Source organism: Intrasporangium mesophilum, from assembly GCF_054783095.1.
In genome coordinates, this window is record NZ_BAAGRF010000019.1 from 16,879 (window position 1) to 36,321 (window position 19,443).

The 19,443-nt window shown below is 69.8% G+C and carries 17 protein-coding genes; 12 read left to right on the forward strand and 5 right to left on the reverse strand.

Features of this window, described 5'->3' with window-relative positions:
- The first annotated feature begins 101 nt into the window (after positions 1-101).
- From ACYVLP_RS16460 to ACYVLP_RS16505, 10 genes are all read left to right on the forward strand, one after another.
- Positions 102-1,190, forward strand: a complete 1,089-nt coding sequence (locus ACYVLP_RS16460; RefSeq protein ID WP_460628423.1) for a mannose-1-phosphate guanylyltransferase — start codon at positions 102-104, stop codon at positions 1,188-1,190.
- Between the two features lie 6 nt (positions 1,191-1,196).
- Entirely contained in the window at positions 1,197-2,708 is a 1,512-nt protein-coding gene (locus ACYVLP_RS16465) for a hypothetical protein (protein ID WP_460628424.1), read from the forward strand.
- Between the two features lie 96 nt (positions 2,709-2,804).
- Positions 2,805-3,995, forward strand: coding sequence for a glycosyltransferase family 4 protein (locus tag ACYVLP_RS16470; RefSeq protein WP_460628425.1), 1,191 nt, complete (start codon positions 2,805-2,807; stop codon positions 3,993-3,995).
- A gap of 103 nt (positions 3,996-4,098) precedes the next feature.
- Positions 4,099-4,944, forward strand: coding sequence for a hypothetical protein (locus ACYVLP_RS16475; RefSeq protein ID WP_460628426.1), 846 nt, complete (start codon positions 4,099-4,101; stop codon positions 4,942-4,944).
- The gene (locus tag ACYVLP_RS16480) at positions 4,944-6,872 is read left to right on the forward strand and encodes a fumarate reductase/succinate dehydrogenase flavoprotein subunit (protein WP_460628427.1); all 1,929 of its coding nucleotides are present in this window, start codon (positions 4,944-4,946) and stop codon (positions 6,870-6,872) included. Before ACYVLP_RS16475 ends, ACYVLP_RS16480 begins: the two co-directional genes overlap by 1 nt.
- Positions 6,869-7,621 carry a succinate dehydrogenase/fumarate reductase iron-sulfur subunit gene (locus ACYVLP_RS16485; RefSeq protein ID WP_460628428.1) on the forward strand — a complete coding sequence of 251 codons (753 nt, stop codon included), beginning with the start codon at positions 6,869-6,871 and terminating at the stop codon, positions 7,619-7,621. Before ACYVLP_RS16480 ends, ACYVLP_RS16485 begins: the two co-directional genes overlap by 4 nt.
- Positions 7,622-7,749: 128 nt before the next feature.
- A complete protein-coding gene (locus ACYVLP_RS16490) occupies positions 7,750-8,475 on the forward strand; it encodes a succinate dehydrogenase cytochrome b subunit (RefSeq protein WP_460628429.1) in 726 nt (241 codons plus the stop codon).
- Between the two features lie 3 nt (positions 8,476-8,478).
- Positions 8,479-10,461 carry a fumarate reductase/succinate dehydrogenase flavoprotein subunit gene (locus ACYVLP_RS16495; RefSeq protein WP_460628430.1) on the forward strand — a complete coding sequence of 661 codons (1,983 nt, stop codon included), beginning with the start codon at positions 8,479-8,481 and terminating at the stop codon, positions 10,459-10,461.
- A 14-nt stretch (positions 10,462-10,475) separates the two neighbouring features.
- Positions 10,476-11,225 (forward strand): succinate dehydrogenase/fumarate reductase iron-sulfur subunit, encoded by a 750-nt coding sequence (locus tag ACYVLP_RS16500; protein WP_460628676.1) that lies wholly within the window; start codon positions 10,476-10,478, stop codon positions 11,223-11,225.
- A 64-nt stretch (positions 11,226-11,289) separates the two neighbouring features.
- Positions 11,290-12,843 (forward strand): D-alanyl-D-alanine carboxypeptidase family protein, encoded by a 1,554-nt coding sequence (locus ACYVLP_RS16505; protein ID WP_460628431.1) that lies wholly within the window; start codon positions 11,290-11,292, stop codon positions 12,841-12,843.
- 26 nt (positions 12,844-12,869) lie between these two features.
- Here ACYVLP_RS16505 and ACYVLP_RS16510 read toward each other — a convergent pair whose 3' ends face one another.
- From ACYVLP_RS16510 to ACYVLP_RS16520, 3 genes are read right to left on the reverse strand one after another with little or no spacing between them, the layout of a single operon-like run.
- Entirely contained in the window at positions 12,870-13,538 is a 669-nt protein-coding gene (locus tag ACYVLP_RS16510) for a class I SAM-dependent methyltransferase (protein WP_460628432.1), read from the reverse strand.
- A gap of 1 nt (position 13,539) precedes the next feature.
- Positions 13,540-14,676, reverse strand: coding sequence for a YihY/virulence factor BrkB family protein (locus tag ACYVLP_RS16515; RefSeq protein ID WP_460628433.1), 1,137 nt, complete (start codon positions 14,674-14,676; stop codon positions 13,540-13,542).
- Positions 14,677-14,697: 21 nt separating this feature from the next.
- Complete coding sequence (locus ACYVLP_RS16520) at positions 14,698-15,228, reverse strand: 2'-5' RNA ligase family protein (RefSeq protein ID WP_460628434.1); 531 nt, start codon at positions 15,226-15,228, stop codon at positions 14,698-14,700.
- Positions 15,229-15,287: 59 nt separating this feature from the next.
- On the opposite strand from ACYVLP_RS16520, the gene ACYVLP_RS16525 reads away from it, so the two are divergent.
- Positions 15,288-16,361, forward strand: coding sequence for a glycosyltransferase (locus ACYVLP_RS16525; protein ID WP_460628435.1), 1,074 nt, complete (start codon positions 15,288-15,290; stop codon positions 16,359-16,361).
- Between the two features lie 53 nt (positions 16,362-16,414).
- Here the strand turns inward: ACYVLP_RS16525 and trpS are convergent, their stop codons facing one another.
- Positions 16,415-17,461 carry a tryptophan--tRNA ligase gene (gene trpS / locus ACYVLP_RS16530; RefSeq protein ID WP_460628436.1) on the reverse strand — a complete coding sequence of 349 codons (1,047 nt, stop codon included), beginning with the start codon at positions 17,459-17,461 and terminating at the stop codon, positions 16,415-16,417.
- Between the two features lie 31 nt (positions 17,462-17,492).
- Entirely contained in the window at positions 17,493-18,290 is a 798-nt protein-coding gene (locus ACYVLP_RS16535; RefSeq protein ID WP_460628437.1) for an exodeoxyribonuclease III, read from the reverse strand.
- A gap of 73 nt (positions 18,291-18,363) precedes the next feature.
- Here ACYVLP_RS16535 and ACYVLP_RS16540 point away from each other — a divergent pair, with 73 nt between their 5' ends.
- Positions 18,364-19,353 carry a MauE/DoxX family redox-associated membrane protein gene (locus ACYVLP_RS16540; protein ID WP_460628438.1) on the forward strand — a complete coding sequence of 330 codons (990 nt, stop codon included), beginning with the start codon at positions 18,364-18,366 and terminating at the stop codon, positions 19,351-19,353.
- Positions 19,354-19,443 lie beyond the last annotated feature (90 nt).

A 19,443-nucleotide genomic window follows, 5' to 3' on the forward strand; every position in this document is an offset into this window, starting at 1 on the left:
AACCGGCCACGCAGACTGATCCGCCGACTGATGCCCGTCGACATTGCGTCGGCGGTTGAGTCGGCGGATCAGTCGGCGGATCAGTCGCTACGGTGTGCTCCATGACTGCGATCCCCGGCTTCTGGGCCGTGATTCCTGCCGGCGGAGCCGGCACGCGACTCTGGCCGATCTCGCGCCGGCAGTCACCGAAGTTCCTGCACGACCTGACCGGGTCCGGGCAGTCCTTGCTGCGTGCGACGTGGGACCGCCTCGAGCCACTGGTCGGCGAGCAGATGCTGGTCGTCACCGGCACCGCCCACGAGGACGCCGTCCGGGCGCAGCTGCCGATGCTCGGCCATGACGCGGTTGTCGGAGAGCCGTCGCCGCGCGACTCGATGCCGGCCATCGGCCTCGCTGCGGCGATCCTCGAGCGTCGCGACCCGGAGGCCGTCCTCGGCTCCTTCGCGGCCGACCACGTCATCACCGAGCCGGACGCCTTCCGAGCGGCGGTCACCGAGGCCGTGGCCCTGGCCCGCCTGGGCGAGCTGGTCACCATCGGCATCGAGCCGACCCACCCGGCGACCGGCTTCGGCTACATCCGGCTCGGTGCCCGCCTCGACGTCCCGGACGCCCCGAGCGCGCACCGGGTCGACGAGTTCGTCGAGAAGCCCGACAAGGCGACCGCCACGGCATACCTCTCCACGGGTGAGTACCGGTGGAACGCAGGCATGTTCGTCGTCGGAGCGACGACCCTGCTCGAGCTGCTCGCGCAGCAGCACCCCGACATGGTCACCCACCTGAGGACGATCGCGGCCGACCCGCGACGGATGCGTGACCTGTGGCCGACCCTGCCCAAGATCGCCATCGACCATGCCGTCGCCGAGCCGGCCGCCGCCGCGGGACGGGTCGCCGTCGTGCCGGCCGCTCTCGGCTGGGACGACATCGGAGACTTCGCGTCCCTGGCCGGCCTCGTGGCTCCCTCGGCCGAGCTCCCGGGGATCACGGCCATCGGACCGGCCGATGACATCATCACGATCGACTCGAGGGCCACGGTCGCGACGGGTGGCCGCCTCGTGGCCCTCATCGGGGTGGAGGACCTCGTGGTCGTCGACACCCAGGACGCCCTGCTCATCACGCGCCCCGACCGGGCCCAGGACGTCAAGAAGATCGTCGAGGCCCTCACCGCCCTCGGACGCACCGACCTCACCTGAGCAGCGATGGCCACGGCAACCGCCTCAAGGGAGTCCGCCGCGACCGGCGCGCGCAGTGTCACCGGCGCGGGCGCCACCGTCGCGATGGTCGCGCTCGCCTGGGCCGTCGCTCTCCCCCGGCTCGTGCCAGGCACGACGGGCGACCACGGGACCTATGTCTCCGTCGCCGAGCGCCTGCTCGCCGGTGACCGACTGTACGTCGACGTCTGGGACAACAAGGACCCGCTGTTCTACTACCTGCTCGCGGCCGGCCGGTTCGCCACACCGCTCGCGGACATCGTCATCGAGGTGCTCTGGGTCGTCGTCGCTGCGGTGGCCGTCTTTTCCATCGCGCGTATGGCCGGTGTACCGCGCCTGCTCGCGTTCGCCGCGGCTTTCGGCGGAGTGCCCCTTCTGCTGACCGGCGCGGCCTACGAGCCGGGCATGACGCACCTGCCCGGGGTCGCCCTCATCCTCGCGGCGGTCGCCGTCGCGGCCCGCAGGCGGTGGGTCGTCGCGGGCATCGTTGTCGCCCTGATCCTGTTCCTCAAGCTCATCGTCGTCCCCGTCGCCGTCGCAGCAGTCCTCGTGGTCGCCATCCACCGCCGTGCCTGGAGTGGACTGCTGCGGGCGGGAGCCGCTGCGGCAGTGACCGCGATCGCGGGCGTCGGTGTCCTGTGGGGGCGCGGCGAGCTCGGCGGTTGGCTGCAGACGTTCGAAGCCAACGTCCAGTACGCCGAGGGCGACCTGTCGGCGTCACGGTATGGCGGTGCGGTCGGACACGTGCTCCGCGCTTTTCCAGAGGACTCGCGCGGTGCCGGCCTCGCCACCGTCGCCTCGATCGTGTTCGCGCTGCTCGTCATCCGCCGCTCGACCGCCCCGGGGTCGGGCGGCCCTGCTGGGCCTGCTGACGCGGCGCTGGTCCGAGCCATGCTGTGGGATGCCACAGCTGTGACCCTGCTGCTGGGGCTGGCTGTCATCGCCGTCACCGCCACCTGGCCGCATCATCTGCAGGCCCTCTACGTGCCGGGCGCGCTCGCGCTTGTCCTGGTCGCCGAGCGCCTGTCCCAGCCAACCGAGAGCTGGCGGGCGGTGGTCGCCGTCGCCCTCGCGGCATACCTCATCGGCGGCGCCCTGCACCCCTACTACTCCCTCACGGCCGTTCGTGACCTCGGCGGGCACGTCCAGGAGCTCCGCGGCCCCTCGCCGGACAGCCGGGTGCTCCAAAGGCTGCCGCAGGTTGGGACCTACGCGCGCGCGGGCTCGAACGACGTCACGGCCCACGCCATCGGGCTGCGCGACGAGGCGCTCGCCTGCCCACGCTTCCACCAGTACTCCATCGACACTGCGGCCACGCTCCAGGCCGTGGCTGCGTGCCTGCCGACGGCCGACGCGGTCATCGTCGACGACACGCTCCAGCCCGAGCCGGACGCGCCGCAGTGGAACGCCTATGTGGCCCGTGTCCGCGCGCTCGTGGCCACCGGTTACGTCTGTGTGCCGACGTCCGTGTCTCAGGTGTGTCTCAAGCAGGGACGGTGAGGGGCAACCTGTAGTCAGAAGGGTTGTCACCCACCCGCCATCGGACACACCCCCGCAGGTCGCCCACCGGCGACCTGCGGTCGGCACTGTGGAACTGTGCGAGTCGCGATCGTGACCGAGTCGTTCCTACCGAGTGTCAACGGCGTCACCAACAGCGTGTGCCGGGTCGTCGAGCACCTCACCGAGAGTGGGCACGACGTCACCGTCATCGCACCGAGGACCCGGGAGCAGGGTCCCGTCACCTTCTTCGGCGCGGCCGTCCACCGCGTCACGTCCCTGCCCGTCCGGCAGTTCGACGTCGGGCTGCCGATGCCCGAGATCGAACGCGTGCTCGAGGGGTTCGCACCCGACGTCGTGCATGTCGCCAGCCCGTTCGTGCTCGGGGCAGGCGGCCTCGCCGCGGCCCGCCGGCTCGAGCTGCCCAGCGTCGCCGTCTTCCAGACCGACATGGCCGCGTACGTGCGGCAGCACACGCCAGGAGCGGCCGGCACCGCCGCGGCCGCGACGACCTGGCGGTGGATCCGACGGATCCACTCGTGGGCCGACCTGACGCTGGCACCGTCGACCCCGTCGCTGGCTGACCTCCGCAGCCACGATGTGCCGCGAACTGCCTTGTGGGGCAGGGGTGTCGACGCCGCACTCTTCAACCCGGCCTGGCGCCTGGATGCTCTGACGCGGGCGATGCGCCGGGACCTTGCGCCGGACGGGGAGCTGCTCATCGGCTACGTCGGACGGCTCGCGCCGGAGAAGGAGGTCGAGCGGCTCGCGGGGCTGGCCGACCTGCCGGGCACGCGTCTCGTCGTCGTCGGCGACGGCCCGTCGCGAGCCGTGCTCGGAGCGGTGCTCGCCGAGGCGGTCGCCTCGTCGCCGGGCCGGCCGAACCGCTCCCCCGTGTTCCTCGGTGCGCGCCACGGCGACGACCTGGCCCGCGCCTACGCCTGCCTCGACGTGTTCGTCCACACAGGCACCGCCGAGACCTTCGGCCAGACGATCCAGGAGGCCGGCGCGACCGCCCTGCCCGTCGTCGTGCCCCGGGCGGGCGGCCCTGTCGACCTCGTCGACGACGGCGTGAACGGCTACCTGTTCGACCCCACGGGCGAGGGCTCCCTGCGCGACCAGGTATGCCGGGTGCTCGCGTCCGAGCGGCACCGTGCGGACCTCGGCCGGCGCGGTCTCGAACGGGTCCGCGACCGGTCGTGGGCGAGCGTCGTCGCGCGTCTCGTGGAGCACTACGAGCACGTGCTCGCCGTCCGTCGAGACGCAGGCGTGCGCGCGCCGGCCGCCTGAGCCGCCACGCCGACAAAGCGATCGCGTCAACAACCACCATCGAGGCGGGCCCGGACCTAGAGTGATCGACGGCGCCCGGCCAACGACGGTGGAGGTTCTGACGATGAGTGGTACGCGACTCGACTATGGGTCGGCGTCGGGCGGTTCTGCCCCAGGGGGTGTCGGCGCCCCCGGCAGAGCACAGCTCGCGGAACGCACGCTCCGAGTCGACCGGTGGTGGGTTCAGCCGGTCGTCACTTTCGTCCTGCTCACGCTGTGGCTGCTCTATGCACTCGTGCGGACCGTCTCTCAGCGGGCCTACTTCGTCGAGGAGTACCACTACCTCTCGCCGTTCTCCTCGCCCTGTGTCTCCGCATCGTGCATCCCGGCGTCCCGCGACTTCGGCACGTGGTTCGGCGAGTTCCCGCCCTTCGTGCCCTTCGCGCTGTTCATCCTGCCGTTCCTGCTCGGCTTCCGCCTCACCTGCTACTACTACCGCAAGGCCTACTACCGGTCGTTCTGGCTGTCGCCGCCGGCCTGCGCGGTGGCCGAGCCCCACGGGTCGTACACCGGTGAGACCCGATTTCCGCTGATCCTGCAGAACATCCACCGCTACTTCTTCTACGCGGCCCTCGTCGTCTCGGCCCTCAACACCTACGACGCCATCCGTGCCTTCCACGGCGCCGACGGCGGCTTCGGCATCGGCCTGGGCACGGTGATCATGGTCGTCAACGTCGGCTTCCTCTGGCTCTACACGACGTCATGCCACTCGTGCCGCCATCTCATCGGCGGCCGCCTCAAGCACTTCTCGAAGCACCCCGTCCGGTACCGCGCCTGGACCGTCGTGTCCCGGCTCAACACGCGGCACATGGAGCTCGCCTGGATCACCCTCGGCACGCTCATGCTCACGGACGCCTACATCGCCCTCGTCTCCATCGGGGCCATCACCGATCTGAGGTTCGTCAACTGATGAGCGCCGAGCTCGAGACCTATGACTACGACGTCCTGATCGTCGGTGCCGGAGGAGCCGGGCTTCGTGCGGCCATCGCCGCGCGCGAGGCGGGCATGCGCACCGCGATCGTGTGCAAGTCCCTCTTCGGCAAAGCCCACACGGTCATGGCCGAGGGCGGGATCGCCGCGAGCATGGGCAACGTCAACAGCAACGACAGCTGGTCGGTGCACTTCGGCGACACGATGCGAGGCGGCAAGTTCCTCAACTCGTGGCGCATGGCCGAGCTGCACGCGAAGGAGGCTCCCGACCGGGTGTGGGAGCTCGAGACGTACGGCGCATTGTTCGACCGGACCGCGGACGGGCGGATCAGCCAGCGCAACTTCGGCGGCCACGAGTACCCCAGGCTCGCTCACGTCGGGGACCGCACCGGCCTCGAGCTGATCCGGACCCTGCAGCAGAAGATCGTCTCGCTCCAGCAGGACGACGCGCGTGAGACCGGCGACGCCGAGAGCCGCCTCATGGTCTTCGCCGAGTGCACCATCACCGAGCTGCTCCGGGACGCCGACGGGACCGTCGCCGGCGGCTTCGGTTACTGGCGCGAGTCCGGCCGCTTCGTGCGGTTCAACGCACCGGCCGTCGTCCTCGCCACTGGCGGGATCGGCAAGTCGTTCAAGGTGACCTCGAACTCGTGGGAGTACACCGGCGACGGCCACGCGCTCGCCCTCCGGGCCGGCTCGACGCTCGTCAACATGGAGTTCGTCCAGTTCCACCCGACCGGCATGGTGTGGCCGCCGTCGGTCAAGGGAATCCTCGTCACGGAGTCGGTGCGCGGCGACGGCGGCATCCTCAAGAACTCCGAGGGTCGGCGGTTCATGTTCGACTACGTGCCCGACGTGTTCCGCGGCCAGTACGCCGAGACCGAGGAGGAGGGCGACCGCTGGTACACCGACCCCGACAACAACAAGCGACCACCGGAGCTGCTCCCTCGTGACGAGGTCGCCCGCGCGATCAACTCCGAGGTCAAGGCAGGCCGCGGGTCGCCCCACGGCGGGGTCTTCCTCGACATCGCCTCGCGCCGCAGCGCCGCCGAGATCATGAAGCGGCTGCCCTCGATGCACCACCAGTTCAAGGAGCTCGCCGACGTCGACATCACGACCGAGGCGATGGAGGTCGGACCGACCTGCCACTACGTCATGGGCGGTGTCGAGGTCGACCCCGACACGGCCGCAGCCGCCCGAGTGCCAGGGCTGTTCGCCGCCGGCGAGGTGTCGGGCGGGATGCACGGGTCGAACCGGCTCGGTGGCAACTCGCTCTCGGACCTGCTCGTGTTCGGCGCCCGTGCCGGGGCCAGCGCTGCGGCATACGTCGACGGGCTCGGGCAGACGCGGCCCGAGGCGCCGCAGGCGGCCATCGACGCCGCGGCCGCGGCGGCGCTCGCGCCGTTCGAGGAGGAGGGCGGCGAGAACCCGTACTCGCTCCACCAGGAGCTGCAGCAGACGATGAACGACCTCGTCGGCATCATCCGCACCGCGCCCGAGATCGAGCGAGCCCTGGCCGCCCTCGAGGACCTCAGGGCGCGCAGCCGGCACCTCACCGTCGAAGGCCACCGGCAGTTCAACCCCGGCTGGCACCTCGCGCTCGACCTGCACAACATGCTCGCCGTCAGCGAGTGCGTCGCGCGAGCCGCCTTGCAGCGCAAGGAAAGCCGCGGCGGGCACACACGCGACGACTATCCCGGCATGAACCCCGAGTGGCGCTCGAAGAACCTCATCTGCTCGATGACACAGGACGGCACCGGGATCACGGTCGAGGAGCAGCCGAACCCGCCGATGCGCGACGACCTGCTGGCCCTGTTCACGCGCGCCGAGCTCGGCAAGTACCTCACCCCGGACGAGCTGGCAGCCCTGCCCGAGCCGGCCGGACGAAGCGAAGGGAGCGGGTCATGAGCTACGACGCGACGTTCCGGGTCTGGCGGGGCGACGAGACCGGCGGCGAGCTCGTCGACTACACCGTCGAGGTCAACGAGGGCGAGGTCGTCCTCGACGTCATCCACCGGCTCCAGGCCACGCAGGCCAGTGACCTCGCGGTCCGCTGGAACTGCAAGGCGGGCAAGTGCGGGTCGTGCAGCGCCGAGGTGAACGGCATACCCCGCCTGTTGTGCATGACGCGGATGTCGACCTACGCCGAGGGCGAGACGGTCACGGTGACCCCGATGCGGACGTTCCCGGTCGTTCGCGACCTCGTCACCGACGTGTCCTTCAACTACGCCAAGGCCCGTGAGATCCCGGCGTTCGCGCCGCCGGACCTCGCACCCGGTGAGTACCGGATGGCTCAGGTGGACGTGGAGCGCTCGCAGGAGTTCCGCAAGTGCATCGAGTGCTACCTCTGCCAGAACACCTGCCACGTCGTGCGCGACCACGAGGCCAACAAGGACGCCTTCGCCGGGCCGCGGTTCCTCATCCGTGCCGCCGAGCTCGACATGCACCCCCTCGACGCGCGCACCGACCGCGCCGACCTCGCCCGCGACCAGCAGGGCATCGGGATGTGCAACATCACCAAGTGCTGCACCGAGGTCTGCCCCGAGCACATCCGGATCACCGACAACGCCATCATCCCGATGAAGGAGAGGGTCGCCGGCCGGCACTACGACCCACTCGTCTGGCTCGGCTCCAAGATCGGCCGTCGCAAGTCCTGAGCCCCAGCCCACCCGTCGAGGAGGGCGCGTGACGGCATACGGAACGCGCTTTGTTGAAATTGTCACAGTCGACCGTCTACCCCGGAGTAGCGAGCGGGGGCGCCGAAGCGCGGCGATAAGGTGCGTCCGTGGCCACCAACACTCTCCCCGAGGCGGGGGCACGTAAACCTGCCGCGGCACACCGCACCACCGTGTTCATGAAGCTGCTCATGGCCGTGTCCGGTGCGTTCTTCGTGCTCTACGTGTTCCTGCACATGTACGGAAACCTCAAGATCTTCGGCGGTGTCGCTGAGTTCGACGACTACGCCCTGCACCTGCGCACGATGTTCACGCCGTTCCTGCCGTTCGGTGGCCTGCTGTGGATCCTGCGGGTCCTGCTCGTCGTCGCGCTCGTCGTGCACGCCTGGTCGGCGTTCTACCTGTGGAGCCGGGCCCGCGGGGCTCGGACGACGCGCTACGTCGCCAAGGAGGCGGCGAAGGCGACGCTCCGGAGCAAGGTGATGCGCTGGGGCGGAGTGGCGATCCTGCTGTTCCTCGTGTGGCACCTGCTGCAGTTCACGATCCTCAAGTTCAACGTCGGCCCGGACGCCGTATCCGGTGACAGCGCAGGCGAGCTCGTCATCTCGAGCTTCCAGGTCTGGTGGGTCGTGCTGATCTACCTGCTCGCTCTCGTGGCCCTCGGCCTGCACCTGTGGCACGGCGTCTGGAGCGCAGCGCAGACGCTCGGGTGGACCGGAAGCGCCCGGACCCGGAGGCGCGCGAAGTACCAGGCCACGATCATCGCGCTCGTCATCAGCGTCGGGTTCGCGCTGCCGCCGCTCGCGATCCTGTTCGGAATCGTCAAGGGGAGCTGACCGATGACCACGACAGCCAACGCACCGCTCATCCACGGCCTCTACTCCGAGGGCGACCCGATCCAGGACACCAAGTCGCCCGAGGGACCGATCGCGGACCGCTGGAGCACGCGCAAGTTCGAGGCGGCCCTGGTCAACCCGGCCAACCGGCGCAAGCTCTCGGTCATCGTCGTCGGCACCGGGCTCGCGGGAGGCGCGGCCGCCGCGACGCTCGGTGAGGCCGGCTACCGCGTGAAGACCTTCTGCTACCAGGACTCCCCGCGTCGCGCGCACTCGATCGCGGCCCAGGGCGGCATCAACGCGGCCAAGAACTACAAGGAGGACGGCGACTCGACCTACCGCCTCTTCTACGACACGGTCAAGGGCGGTGACTACCGCTCGCGCGAGTCCAACGTCTACCGCCTCGCCGAGGTCAGCACCAGCATCATCGACCAGTGCGTCGCGCAGGGCGTGCCCTTCGCGCGCGAGTACGGCGGCCTCCTCGACAACCGCTCCTTCGGCGGGGTCCAGGTGTCGCGGACGTTCTACGCCCGCGGCCAGACCGGGCAGCAGCTGCTCCTCGGCGCCTACCAGGCGCTCGAGCGCCAGGTGGCCGCCGGCACCGTCGAGATGTTCAGCCGCCACGAGATGCTCGAGCTCGTCGTCGTCGACGGACAGGCCCGCGGCATCATCGCCCGCGACCTGGTGACAGGTGAGGTCGAGACCCACCTGGCCGACGCCGTCGTGCTGGCGAGCGGTGGCTACGGCAACGTCTTCTTCCTGTCGACCAACGCGATGGGCAGCAATGTCACCGCGACGTGGCGCGCGCACCGCAAGGGCGCCTACTTCGGCAACCCGTGCTACACGCAGATCCACCCGACGTGCATCCCGGTCTCGGGCGAGCACCAGAGCAAGCTGACGCTCATGTCGGAGTCGCTGCGCAACGACGGGCGGATCTGGGTGCCCAAGAAGGCCGAGGACTGCGACAAGGACCCGCGGCAGATCCCCGAGGAGGACCGCGACTACTACCTCGAGCGGATCTATCCCTCGTTCGGCAACCTGGTCCCCCGCGACATCGCCTCTCGCGCAGCGAAGTACGTCTGCGACGAGGGCCGGGGTGTCGGCCCGAAGGTCGGCGACTTCCGCCGCGGCGTCTACCTCGACTTCACCGACGCGCTCAAGCGGATGAGCGCCGAGGCGATCGCCGAGAAGTACGGCAACCTGCTCGACATGTACCAGCGGATCACCGGCGAGAACCCCTACGAGGTGCCGATGCGCATCTACCCCGCGGTGCACTACACGATGGGCGGCCTGTGGGTCGACTACGACCTCCAGTCGAGCATCCCCGGCCTCTTCGTCACCGGTGAGGCGAACTTCTCCGACCACGGGGCCAACCGGCTCGGCGCCTCGGCCCTCATGCAGGGCCTGGGCGATGGCTACTTCGTGCTGCCGCACACCATCCGCGACTACCTCGCCAAGGGTCCGTACCCCCAGCTGGACGAGAGCCATCCCGACGTCGTCGAGGCGAAGGCGGCGGTCGACTCCCGCGTGTCCCGGCTGCTGTCGATCAACGGCGACCGGTCGGTCGACTCCTTCCACCGTGAGCTCGGCAGCATCATGTGGGAGTACTGCGGCATGGAGCGGAGCGAGGAGGGCCTCCTCAAGGCCATCGACCTCATCCGCGGGCTGCGCGACGAGTTCTGGCGCAACCTCAAGGTGCTCGGGTCCGCCGAGACCCTCAACCAGAGCCTCGAGAAGGCCGGCCGCGTCGCCGACTTCCTCGAGCTCGGCGAGCTGATGTGCATCGACGCCCTGCACCGTCGGGAGTCGTGCGGTGGGCACTTCCGCGCCGAGAGCCAGACCGAGGACGGCGAGGCGCTGCGCCACGACGACGAGTTCGCGTACGTCGCGGCGTGGGAGTGGGGCGGTGAGGGCGGGGCACCCGTCCTGCACAAGGAAGACCTCGTCTACGAGTTCGTCGAGATGAAGCAGCGGAGCTACAAGTGACCGAGAACACCCCGATGAACCTCACCCTCAAGATCTGGCGCCAGTCCGGTCCGACGGCGAAGGGCGAGATGGTGACCTACCCGGTCACGGACATCTCCCCCGACATGTCCTTCCTCGAGATGCTCGACGTGCTCAACGAGCAGCTGAACGCCCGCGGGGAGGAGCCGATCGCTTTCGACTCCGACTGCCGCGAGGGCATCTGCGGCATGTGCGGTCTGATGATCTCCGGCAAGGCGCACGGCCCCGAGGTCACGACGACCTGCCAGCTGCACATGCGCTCGTTCAAGGACGGCGACGAGATCACCATCGAGCCGTGGCGGGCCGACGCCTTCCCGGTGATCAAGGACCTCGTCGTCGACCGCACGTCGTTCGACCGGATCATCCAGGCCGGCGGCTTCATCAGCGCGAACACCGGCGCGGCGCCGGAGGCCCACTCGGTCCCCGTGCCCAAGCCGAAGGCGGACCGGGCTTTCATGGCCGCGGCCTGCATCGGCTGCGGCGCCTGCGTCGCGGCGTGCCCCAACGCCTCCGGCATGCTCTTCATGGGCGCGAAGATCACTCACCTGGGCGAGCTCCCGCAGGGCCAGCCGGAGCGTGACGCGCGGGTCGTCACCATGGTGAGCCAGCACGACGCCGAGGGGTTCGGCGGCTGCACCAACATCGGCGAGTGCTCCCTGGCCTGCCCCAAGGAGATCCCGCTCGACGTCATCAACCAGCTGAACCGGGACCTGCGCCACGCGCTCGTCCACCGTGAGGTGCTGTAGACCTGGCGACACTTCGTCCGACCGCCCGCCCCGGACCTCCGGGGCGGGTTAGTCTTTCCCGGCGATGACGACTGCTGACCGGAGCCAGCGACGCCCGTGGACGATCCCCGTCGCGGGCGCCCTGCTCAGCGCAACCGCACTGAGCCTGTCCGTGACGACTGCGGGAGCCACCGAGCCGGCCATCGCACCAGGCATGGGGTCGGCTGGCGCCCCGGCTCCCGCGCCCGCTGCCTGGCACGCCGTCGCGCCCGCCGCTGCTCCGGCCGCCGGGCCGACGTGTGCGCCCTGGCAGACCCCGACCGTCGTGCCGCCCGGCGTCGTGCTCACCCCACGGGTGTTCCCGAGCGCCGGGCCGACGACGCCCACGACTGCTCCCGTGACGCCAAAGGCGACGGTTACGACGCCACCGCGCCCCGGCGCGCCGATCAAGCCCGCCAAACCCGCCAAACCCGCCAAGCCGCGGACCGTATGCCGTAACGCGCCTCCCACGCCGTTCGCCCACCCCGCATGGGCCGCGGACACGGTCGTCGGAGGCTCCCGGCTCGGGTCGGCCGGCGTCGTGGTCGACGCCCGTCCAGGGGTGCCTGCACCCCCTGACGTCTTCGACGTCTCCTACGTCATCGCCGACCTCGGCACCGGCGAGATCCTGGCCGCAAAGTCGCCGCACGCGTGGCTACGCCCGGCGAGCACGCTGAAGACGCTGACGGCGCTGACCCTGATGCCGCGGCTCGACCCCCGCACCGTGGTCCGAGCGAGCACGGACGCGCAGAACGCGGAGGGATCGCGGGTGGGAATCATCGCCGGCAACCCCTACCCGGTCCACAGCCTCTTCGACGCGATGCTGATGTTCTCGGCCAACGACGCCGTCTACACGCTGGCCGACGCGGCCGGCGGCTACGACCGCACGGTGGCGTTGATGAACGAGACGGCCCAGCAGATCGGCGCCTTCGACACCTTGGTGGTCGACCCGAGCGGTCTCGACGAGGGCAACCAGCGCTCGAGCGCCTACGACCTTGCGCTCATCGCCCGGCAGGCCATGCTGCTCCCGGCTTTCCGCTCGACGATCGTCAAGCGCGACGCGGTCTTCCCGGGTGGCAAGGACCTGTTGGGCAAGGTGTGGAAGCCGTTCCACATCTACAACATCAACGACCTGCTCAGGCACTACCCGGGTGCCGTGGGGATCAAGCCGGGCCGGACCGATCGTGCCCAGCACACGTTCATCGGCGCCGCGACGCGCGGCGGCCGCACTCTCGTGGTCGCCCAGATGGGCAGCGTCACCGGCTCGTGGAAGCCGACCGCGGCGCTGCTCGACTGGGGCTTCGCCAACGCGGGGCGGGTCACGCCGGTCGGACGTCTCGTCTCACCGGGCGAGGCGACACCACCGAGCGCGACGACGGCGACAGCCGCGACGCCCTCGGCCGGACCGGCGACGCCCGCCGCCGGTATCACCACGCCCCCGCCGTCGTCGGTCGAGCTGGCGGTGGCGTCCCTCGTAGGATCGGGCCGTGGGTCGCTGCTTCTCGTCGGAGGCGGCGCATTCGCGGTGCTGGTCGTCGCCATCGCCACCATCCTGGGTGTCCGTCGAGCCCGCCGCCGCCGCGAGGGAACGTCCTCCTGACTTCCGAAGGGCCTCGGGTCAAGCCGTCAGGCCGGACGGGCTACCAGCACAAAGTGGACGTACTTCATGTCCCCGAAGGGCAGCGGCACCACACGTGACGCCAGCCGCCGGATCCGGCTGGCGCTGTCTGCCCAGCGCCGGCCCATCGTGTTGGCGCCCACACAGCTCTCGACGATGAAGCCGCAGTCCCGGAACATCTCGACCATCGTGGCCCGGGTGAAGAAGCGGACGTGGGTGCGATCGAGGGTCCCTTGGTCGACGTAGTCCCAGCGACCTCGGAGCAGCTTGTAGACGACGGGCGCGTACTGGATGCTCGGGATCGCGGCAACGACACGCCCATTCGGCGTGAGGTACCGGGGCACCTGCCTCAGAACCCCCCATGGGTCGAGGATGTGCTCGAGCACGTCGTTGAAGCAGATCACGTCGAACTGCTCCCGGCTGCCCTCCAGTACATCGGGGAAGTAGCCCTGCAGCACGTCGTCGAAGCCGTGCCCCTCGAGTGCATGTGCGGCCTGGCTGGTGACCGCCTCGATGCCGACGATGCGGGCCGACGGACCGAGCAAGGCACGAAGGGTGGGCCCGAACCCCCCGCTGCCGCAACCTACATCGAGCGCCGAGCGAGCGCCGCGGGGCACGTGGGGCGCCACGTCGAGGCGGGCGTTGTCCACATAGACGTCCTGTTGCGGTGGTTGCACGTCACTCCCTGAGAACCGTGGGTGACCGGCGACCGCCGAAACCCTTCCGAATCGTGTTCAGGCCCATCATCGCCGTTACACCCAGCACCATGCCCGCAGCGACACTGAGCAGGTCGGTCTTTCGCGACGCGGCCCGGCCCGCGTGCGGCAGCTCGGCGGGTGGTGACTGGGCAGGCGGCAACGGAGCGGCTACGGCATCCGGGCGTGCCCCCCCACCTCCCGTCGCGATGTCCTGGGCCGTCGCCGTCGTCGGGATGCCGAGCCGCTCGATGGACGGGCCGATTCCGGGTTCGCCGAAGCGCTCGACGTCGACGTTCGCGGCGGCCCACGCCGCTGACAGCAGGATGATGCGCGAGATGAGGTTGAGCCAGAAGAGAAGGCCGACCGAGACGGCGACGGCGCCAAGAAGTGGGTTCGACGTCACCCGGCTGACGAGGTAGCCACCGATCAGCTTGAGCAGCGTGATCGCGAGCGCGCCGAGCACGGCGCCGTCGCGGACGTTACGCCACGGCAGCGAGATCCGCGAGAACATTCGCAGCAGGATGACCATGATGGCGGTGTCTAGGGTGACACCGAGCACGAACCCGAGCACGCCGACCAAGGGTCCGGTGCCGCTCAGCCCGAGCCAGCTTGCGACGGTGCCTGTCCAGCCACCGACCGCACTCGTGACGAAGGCCGACACGAGGATGGCCGCCCCGAGCGTCACGAGGGCGAACAGGTCGCGGACCCGCCGGAACACGACGTTGTCGCTCGACGCCTTGAGGCCGAACAAGCCCCGGATCCCGGTGCGCAAGGCGCCCACCCAGCCAAGCCCGGCGAGCAGGAGGGTGACGAACGAGATTACGCCGGTGATGGTCAGGGTCAGGCTGGAAGGCGCCTGGATGCTGATGACGCCGTTGGGGGTCTCCGGTGTCTTGACCATGCCGGGGAACGCGTCGTTGACCGACTGGACGAGGGTCTGCATGACGTCCGGCCGGTCCTTCAGGATGGTCCCGAACACCGCGAAGGCGAGCGCCAGGGCCGGGAAGAGCGAGAAGAACGCGAAGTACGCGACCCCAGCCGCCAGGAGGTTGCCGTTGGCGATGGCGTAGCGCAGCCAAGCCTCATACGGTCGCGAGGCCTTGACCCACGCGGTCACCGCCTGGAGCCTCGGCACCGGTCAGCCTCCCGACAGCTCGAACTCGTAGACCGGCCGCCACACGTCATCCGCGCCCAGCTCGTAGAGGTAGTAGGCGGTCGCAGGAAAGGCGACGCTGAAGTCCGCAAGCTCGTCGAAAGCACGGTTGAGGGCCTCGAGGGGCACGTTGTGCGCGATGGTGACGTGGGGGTGGTAGTTGAAGTCGAGCTCCCGCTCCACCGGACCCGAGCGCAGGTTCGCCTCCAGCCCCTCGCAGGCGGACACCCCCTGAGCGACCTGGATGAAGACGACGTCGGAGACGGGTCGGAACGTTCCGGTGCCGCGCAGTACCACCCTGAAGGGCGCATGCGCGGCGGCGACCTTGGCGCAATGCTCGCGGAAGGCGGCATAGAGGTCGTCGTCGACCTCCGTGGGAGGCAGCAGCGTGATGTGAGCGGGGATCTGCCATGCGGACAGGTCACCGAAGCCGGCGCGACGCTCCTGGAGGAACTCACCGTGCGGTGACGGGATCGGGATCGAGACACCGATCGTCGTGGGATGGCCAACACTCACGAGTCCGACAGTATCGAACGGTCCGTGCGCTCAGACGCTGACGTGCCTAACCTGACTGCGTGACCGAGCCGAAGACAGCACCGCACCAGCCCAGACTGCGGATCGCCGTGCTCTTCGTCTCCGACTGGAGCCACGAGTTCCGAGACGTACTCGATGGAAAAGTGCCCACGCACCGGCTGTTCGGCATCTGGGAGCTGGCGGAGCGGGGCCACGACGTGCGGCATCTCACGCGACCGGGGCGTCGAGACCGCAGCTCCGCCCGCTGGATGCTCGCACAGGGCCTGTGGTTGCTGCGCACCCAGCGGCAGATCGACGTCATCGTAGCCACCCATGAGGCTGCAGCGCTGCCGGCGCTCGCGTTGCGGCGGGTGGGGCTGCTGCGCCGGCCGGTCGTCGTGCTTACGGTCGCTGCGCTCGACGCCGTGCGACGTGGTCGAAAGGGCCGTACGTACCGATGGGCCCTTCGCGGTGCCGACGTCGTGACTGTCTTCGCGTCGAGCCAGCGCGAGCCGCTGGCAGTGGCGCTGGGAGTGCCGTCGAGGCGGGTACGTTTCGTACCCATGGGCGTCGACGTGGCCTGGTTCGTCCCTTCAGACGATCTCAGTGGGGGTCCCGACGTGCTCTCGGTGGGAACGAATGACGGCAAGGACTTCCCCACCCTAGTCGCGGCCCTCGACGACCGCCTCGACCGGACGACGTGCGTCATCGTCACCGATCCAGCCAACCGTGCCGCAGCTCAGAGGGTGCCAGGTGCCGAACGCGTCGAGTTCCGCTCGGACGTGCCGATTGTTGATCTTCGTCGCCTGTATGCCGCCGCGCGAACGCTCGTGATCCCGTTGCGCGAGTCGTCCGTCTCCTCCGGACAGACGGTCCTGCTCGAGAACCTCGCAATGGGCAACGAGGTCATCGTGAGCGACGTCAGCGGGATAAGGGACTACGTCGCGCCGGGAGTAGTGCGACTCGTCCCACCCGGCGACATAGCCGCGATGCGTCGCGCTCTCGACGGCATCGAGAGCCGGGACAGCGACGACGACGACGCCGCACGCCGCCGGCAGCACGTTGTCGACCGCTTCACCACAAGGCAGCTGGCGGCCGCGATCGAGGAGCTCGCTCTGGAGTCCGCGCTGCCCTGAGCCACTGACGGACGCGCTCAACAGCCCAACCGCGCAGGCGGCCAAGCGAACGCTCAGCGGCCCGGTCGCGGCAGCAGGCCGACCTTGTCGTAGACCCGACGAACCGTCGCCTCCGCGACCTCCCGGGCGCGCGCCGCGCCGTCGGCAAGGATGCGGTCGAGCTCGGCCGGGTCCGTCATCAGCTCCAGGGTCCGGTCGCGGAACGGCGTCACCGCCTCGACGACGACCTCGGCGACATCCTTCTTGAGGTCCCCGTAGCCCTTGCCTGAGTAGTCGGCCTCGAGCTCGCCGATCGAGCGGCCGGACAGGGCGGAGTGGATCGACAGGAGGTTCGAGACCCCGGGCTTGTTCTCCTCGTCGAACCGGATGTCGCGCTCGGTGTCGGTGACCGCCGACTTGATCTTCTTGACGACGCGGCTGGGCTCGTCGAGCAGGCTGACGAGGCCGGCGTCCGTTGCGGCCGACTTGCTCATCTTGGCGGTCGGGTCCTGCAGGTCCTGGATCTTCGCCGTCGCCTTCATGATGTGCGGCTCCGGGACGACGAGCGTGTCGCCGTAGCGGGTGTTGAACCGCATCGCGAGATCGCGCGAGAGCTCGAGGTGCTGGCGCTGGTCCTCTCCGACCGGCACGACGTCGGCGTCGTAGATGAGGATGTCGGCGGCCTGGAGGACCGGGTAGGTGAAGAGCCCGACGTTCGTGTTCGTGCCCTTGGCCGACTTGTCCTTGAACTGGGTCATCCGGCTCGCCTCGCCGAACCCCGTCAGGCAGCTGAGGATCCAGTTCAGCTCGGTGTGCTGCGAGATGTGGCTCTGGACGAAGAGCACCGACCGTTCGGGGTCCACGCCGCCGGCGATGAACTGCGCTGCCGTGATCCGGGTGCGCTCCCGCAAGACCGACGGGTCGGTGGCCACGGTGAGGGCGTGCAGGTCGGCGACGAAGTAGTACGCGTCGTGGGTCTCCTGCAGCCGCACCCACTCGACGAGCGCACCGATGTAGTTGCCGAGGTGGAGCGAGTCGCTCGTCGGCTGCATGCCGGACAGGCTGCGCGGTGTGGAGGTCGGGACGGTGGGCGTCGAAGGCATGGGTGCATTCTGGCCCATAGACCGGCCGGGACCGCACGGAGTCCGGAAGTCAGAGGGCGTAGTCGACGACGACGGGTGCGTGGTCGCTCCACCGCTCGGCATACGTCGGGGCCCGGCCGACGTAAGCCCCGGTGGCCCGCTCGGCGAGCCGTCTGGTCGCGAGCTGGTAGTCGATCCGCCAGCCGGCGTCGTTGTCGAACGCCTTTCCCCGCCAGGACCACCAGGTGTACGGGCCTGGGCCCTCGCCCGCCAGTCGCCGGTGCACGTCGGTCCAGTCGCCCGCCTCGAACCACCGGTCGAGGTAGGCCCGTTCGGCCTCGAGGAAGCCGGACTTGGTCAGGTTGCCCTTCCAGTTCTTGAGGTCCGCCTCGCGGTGGGCGATGTTGAGGTCGCCCGTGACGACCATGAGGCCGCCCGCCGCAGCCGCGCGCCCCATCCTGCGGGTCATGGCCTCGAGGAAGGCGTACTTGACCGTCTGCCGGTCGGTCCCTGCCTCACCGGTCTGGACGTAGGTCGAGGCGATGGTCATGGGCCCGAAGGGTGTGGAGACCTCCGCCTCCACCCACCGCCCCGCGTCGGCGAAGTCGCCGTCCAGCCCCACCGCGTATGCCGTGTGGGGCTCCCTGGTCGCGACCGCCACCCCGGCGCGTCCTTTCGCATCACCCTCGGTGTGCGCGACCGACCAGTCCCCCATACCGATCTCGGCGAGCACCTTGGCCAGCTCGGTGTCGCTCGCGCGGACCTCCTGCAGACACAGCACGTCCGGAGCCGCCTGCTGCAGCCATGGGACCGCCCCGCGACGGGCGGCGGCGCGAATGCCGTTGACGTTGGCCGACACGATGCGCATGCGCAGATTGTGCAGGAGTCCGCCGACAGGGATTCCCCCGGGCCGGTCGCGCCGGGCTGCCTAGAATGCGGTCGTGCCGTCTGACGCCCTCGCCATCGCACCTGCCATCCTCGCCGTCGTCCTGGTCGTCAGCGCCGTCGGCAAGCTCCGATCACCGCGACGCTCGGCCGAGGCGTTCCGCGACCTGAGGGTGCCCGCCCCGTTCAACAGCACGCCGGCGGTCGAGGCGCTGCCCTGGGGCGAGATCCTGCTCGCGCTGCTGCTCCTCGTCGCGAGCGGCTGGCTCGGCGTCGTAGCCGCGGTGGCCTCGGTGCTGCTCTTCACGGCATACCTGCTTCTCGTCGTGCGCGCGCTGGGCTTCGACGTCCCGGTGGACTGCGCGTGCTTCGGCGAGTTCGCGCCGGGGCAGATCGGCCGGCGCACGGTGGTGCGCAACGGGTGGCTCGTCGCCTTGGCGGTGCTGGGCCTCGTCGGGTCGTTCGGCGGCGACTCGCTGATCGGACGCGTCGTCGACGGCACCGCCCCCTGGTGGTGGCTAGCGTCCGCGGCCGCAGCCGCGGTCACGACGCTGCTCGTGGTCGGCGGGCCGGCTCTTGCGGCCGGAGGCAGCGAGGCTACGTCGAGCACGTACGGGTTGGAGGAAGGGGACTACCTGCGGACACGCACCCCGGCAGTCCCCGTGACCTTCGCCGACGGCTCGGGCTCGACCTTGCGCCAGCTGTCGACCACCCGAGCTCAGCTGCTGCTGTTCGTCTCGGAGACCTGCGGCAGCTGCGAGGGGATCATTGCGGCAGTGCCCGAGTGGCGCGCCGCAATGCCACAGATCGATGTCCGGCTCGTGCTGGCCGCGCCCGCCGACGCGTCGTCACTCGCCTCGGCGATGGAGCCCAAGACGATCCACGACCTGGACGGATGGGTCAGGGAGTCGTTCGGCACGACCTCGACGCCCTCGGCCGTGCTGCTCGGCGTCGACGGCCTACTTGCTGGCGGACCAGTCGTCGGCAGCGAGGCCGTGCCGGCCTTCGTGGCCGACATCCACGGCCAGCTTCAGATCAGCACCTGACAGGTCGGGCGGGCGGCCTGCGCAGAGCAGGCAGCTGGACGTGCAAGAGACGCAGGACGCGGGCGCCGTATGGCGCCCGCGTCACTGCGT

What these genes read in the sequence shown, in the direction of transcription:
- trpS (WP_460628436.1), bottom strand. Translation starts at nt 17,461, where the DNA reads ATGGGCCAGAATGCACCCATGCCTTCGACGCCCACCGTCCCGACCTCC.
- ACYVLP_RS16465 (WP_460628424.1), top strand. Translation starts at nt 1,197, where the DNA reads ATGGCCACGGCAACCGCCTCAAGGGAGTCCGCCGCGACCGGCGCGCGC.
- ACYVLP_RS16535 (WP_460628437.1), bottom strand. Translation starts at nt 18,290, where the DNA reads ATGCGCATCGTGTCGGCCAACGTCAACGGCATTCGCGCCGCCGCCCGT.
- ACYVLP_RS16460 (WP_460628423.1), top strand. Translation starts at nt 102, where the DNA reads ATGACTGCGATCCCCGGCTTCTGGGCCGTGATTCCTGCCGGCGGAGCC.
- ACYVLP_RS16495 (WP_460628430.1), top strand. Translation starts at nt 8,479, where the DNA reads ATGACCACGACAGCCAACGCACCGCTCATCCACGGCCTCTACTCCGAG.
- ACYVLP_RS16475 (WP_460628426.1), top strand. Translation starts at nt 4,099, where the DNA reads ATGAGTGGTACGCGACTCGACTATGGGTCGGCGTCGGGCGGTTCTGCC.
- ACYVLP_RS16505 (WP_460628431.1), top strand. Translation starts at nt 11,290, where the DNA reads ATGACGACTGCTGACCGGAGCCAGCGACGCCCGTGGACGATCCCCGTC.
- ACYVLP_RS16480 (WP_460628427.1), top strand. Translation starts at nt 4,944, where the DNA reads ATGAGCGCCGAGCTCGAGACCTATGACTACGACGTCCTGATCGTCGGT.
- ACYVLP_RS16485 (WP_460628428.1), top strand. Translation starts at nt 6,869, where the DNA reads ATGAGCTACGACGCGACGTTCCGGGTCTGGCGGGGCGACGAGACCGGC.
- ACYVLP_RS16500 (WP_460628676.1), top strand. Translation starts at nt 10,476, where the DNA reads ATGAACCTCACCCTCAAGATCTGGCGCCAGTCCGGTCCGACGGCGAAG.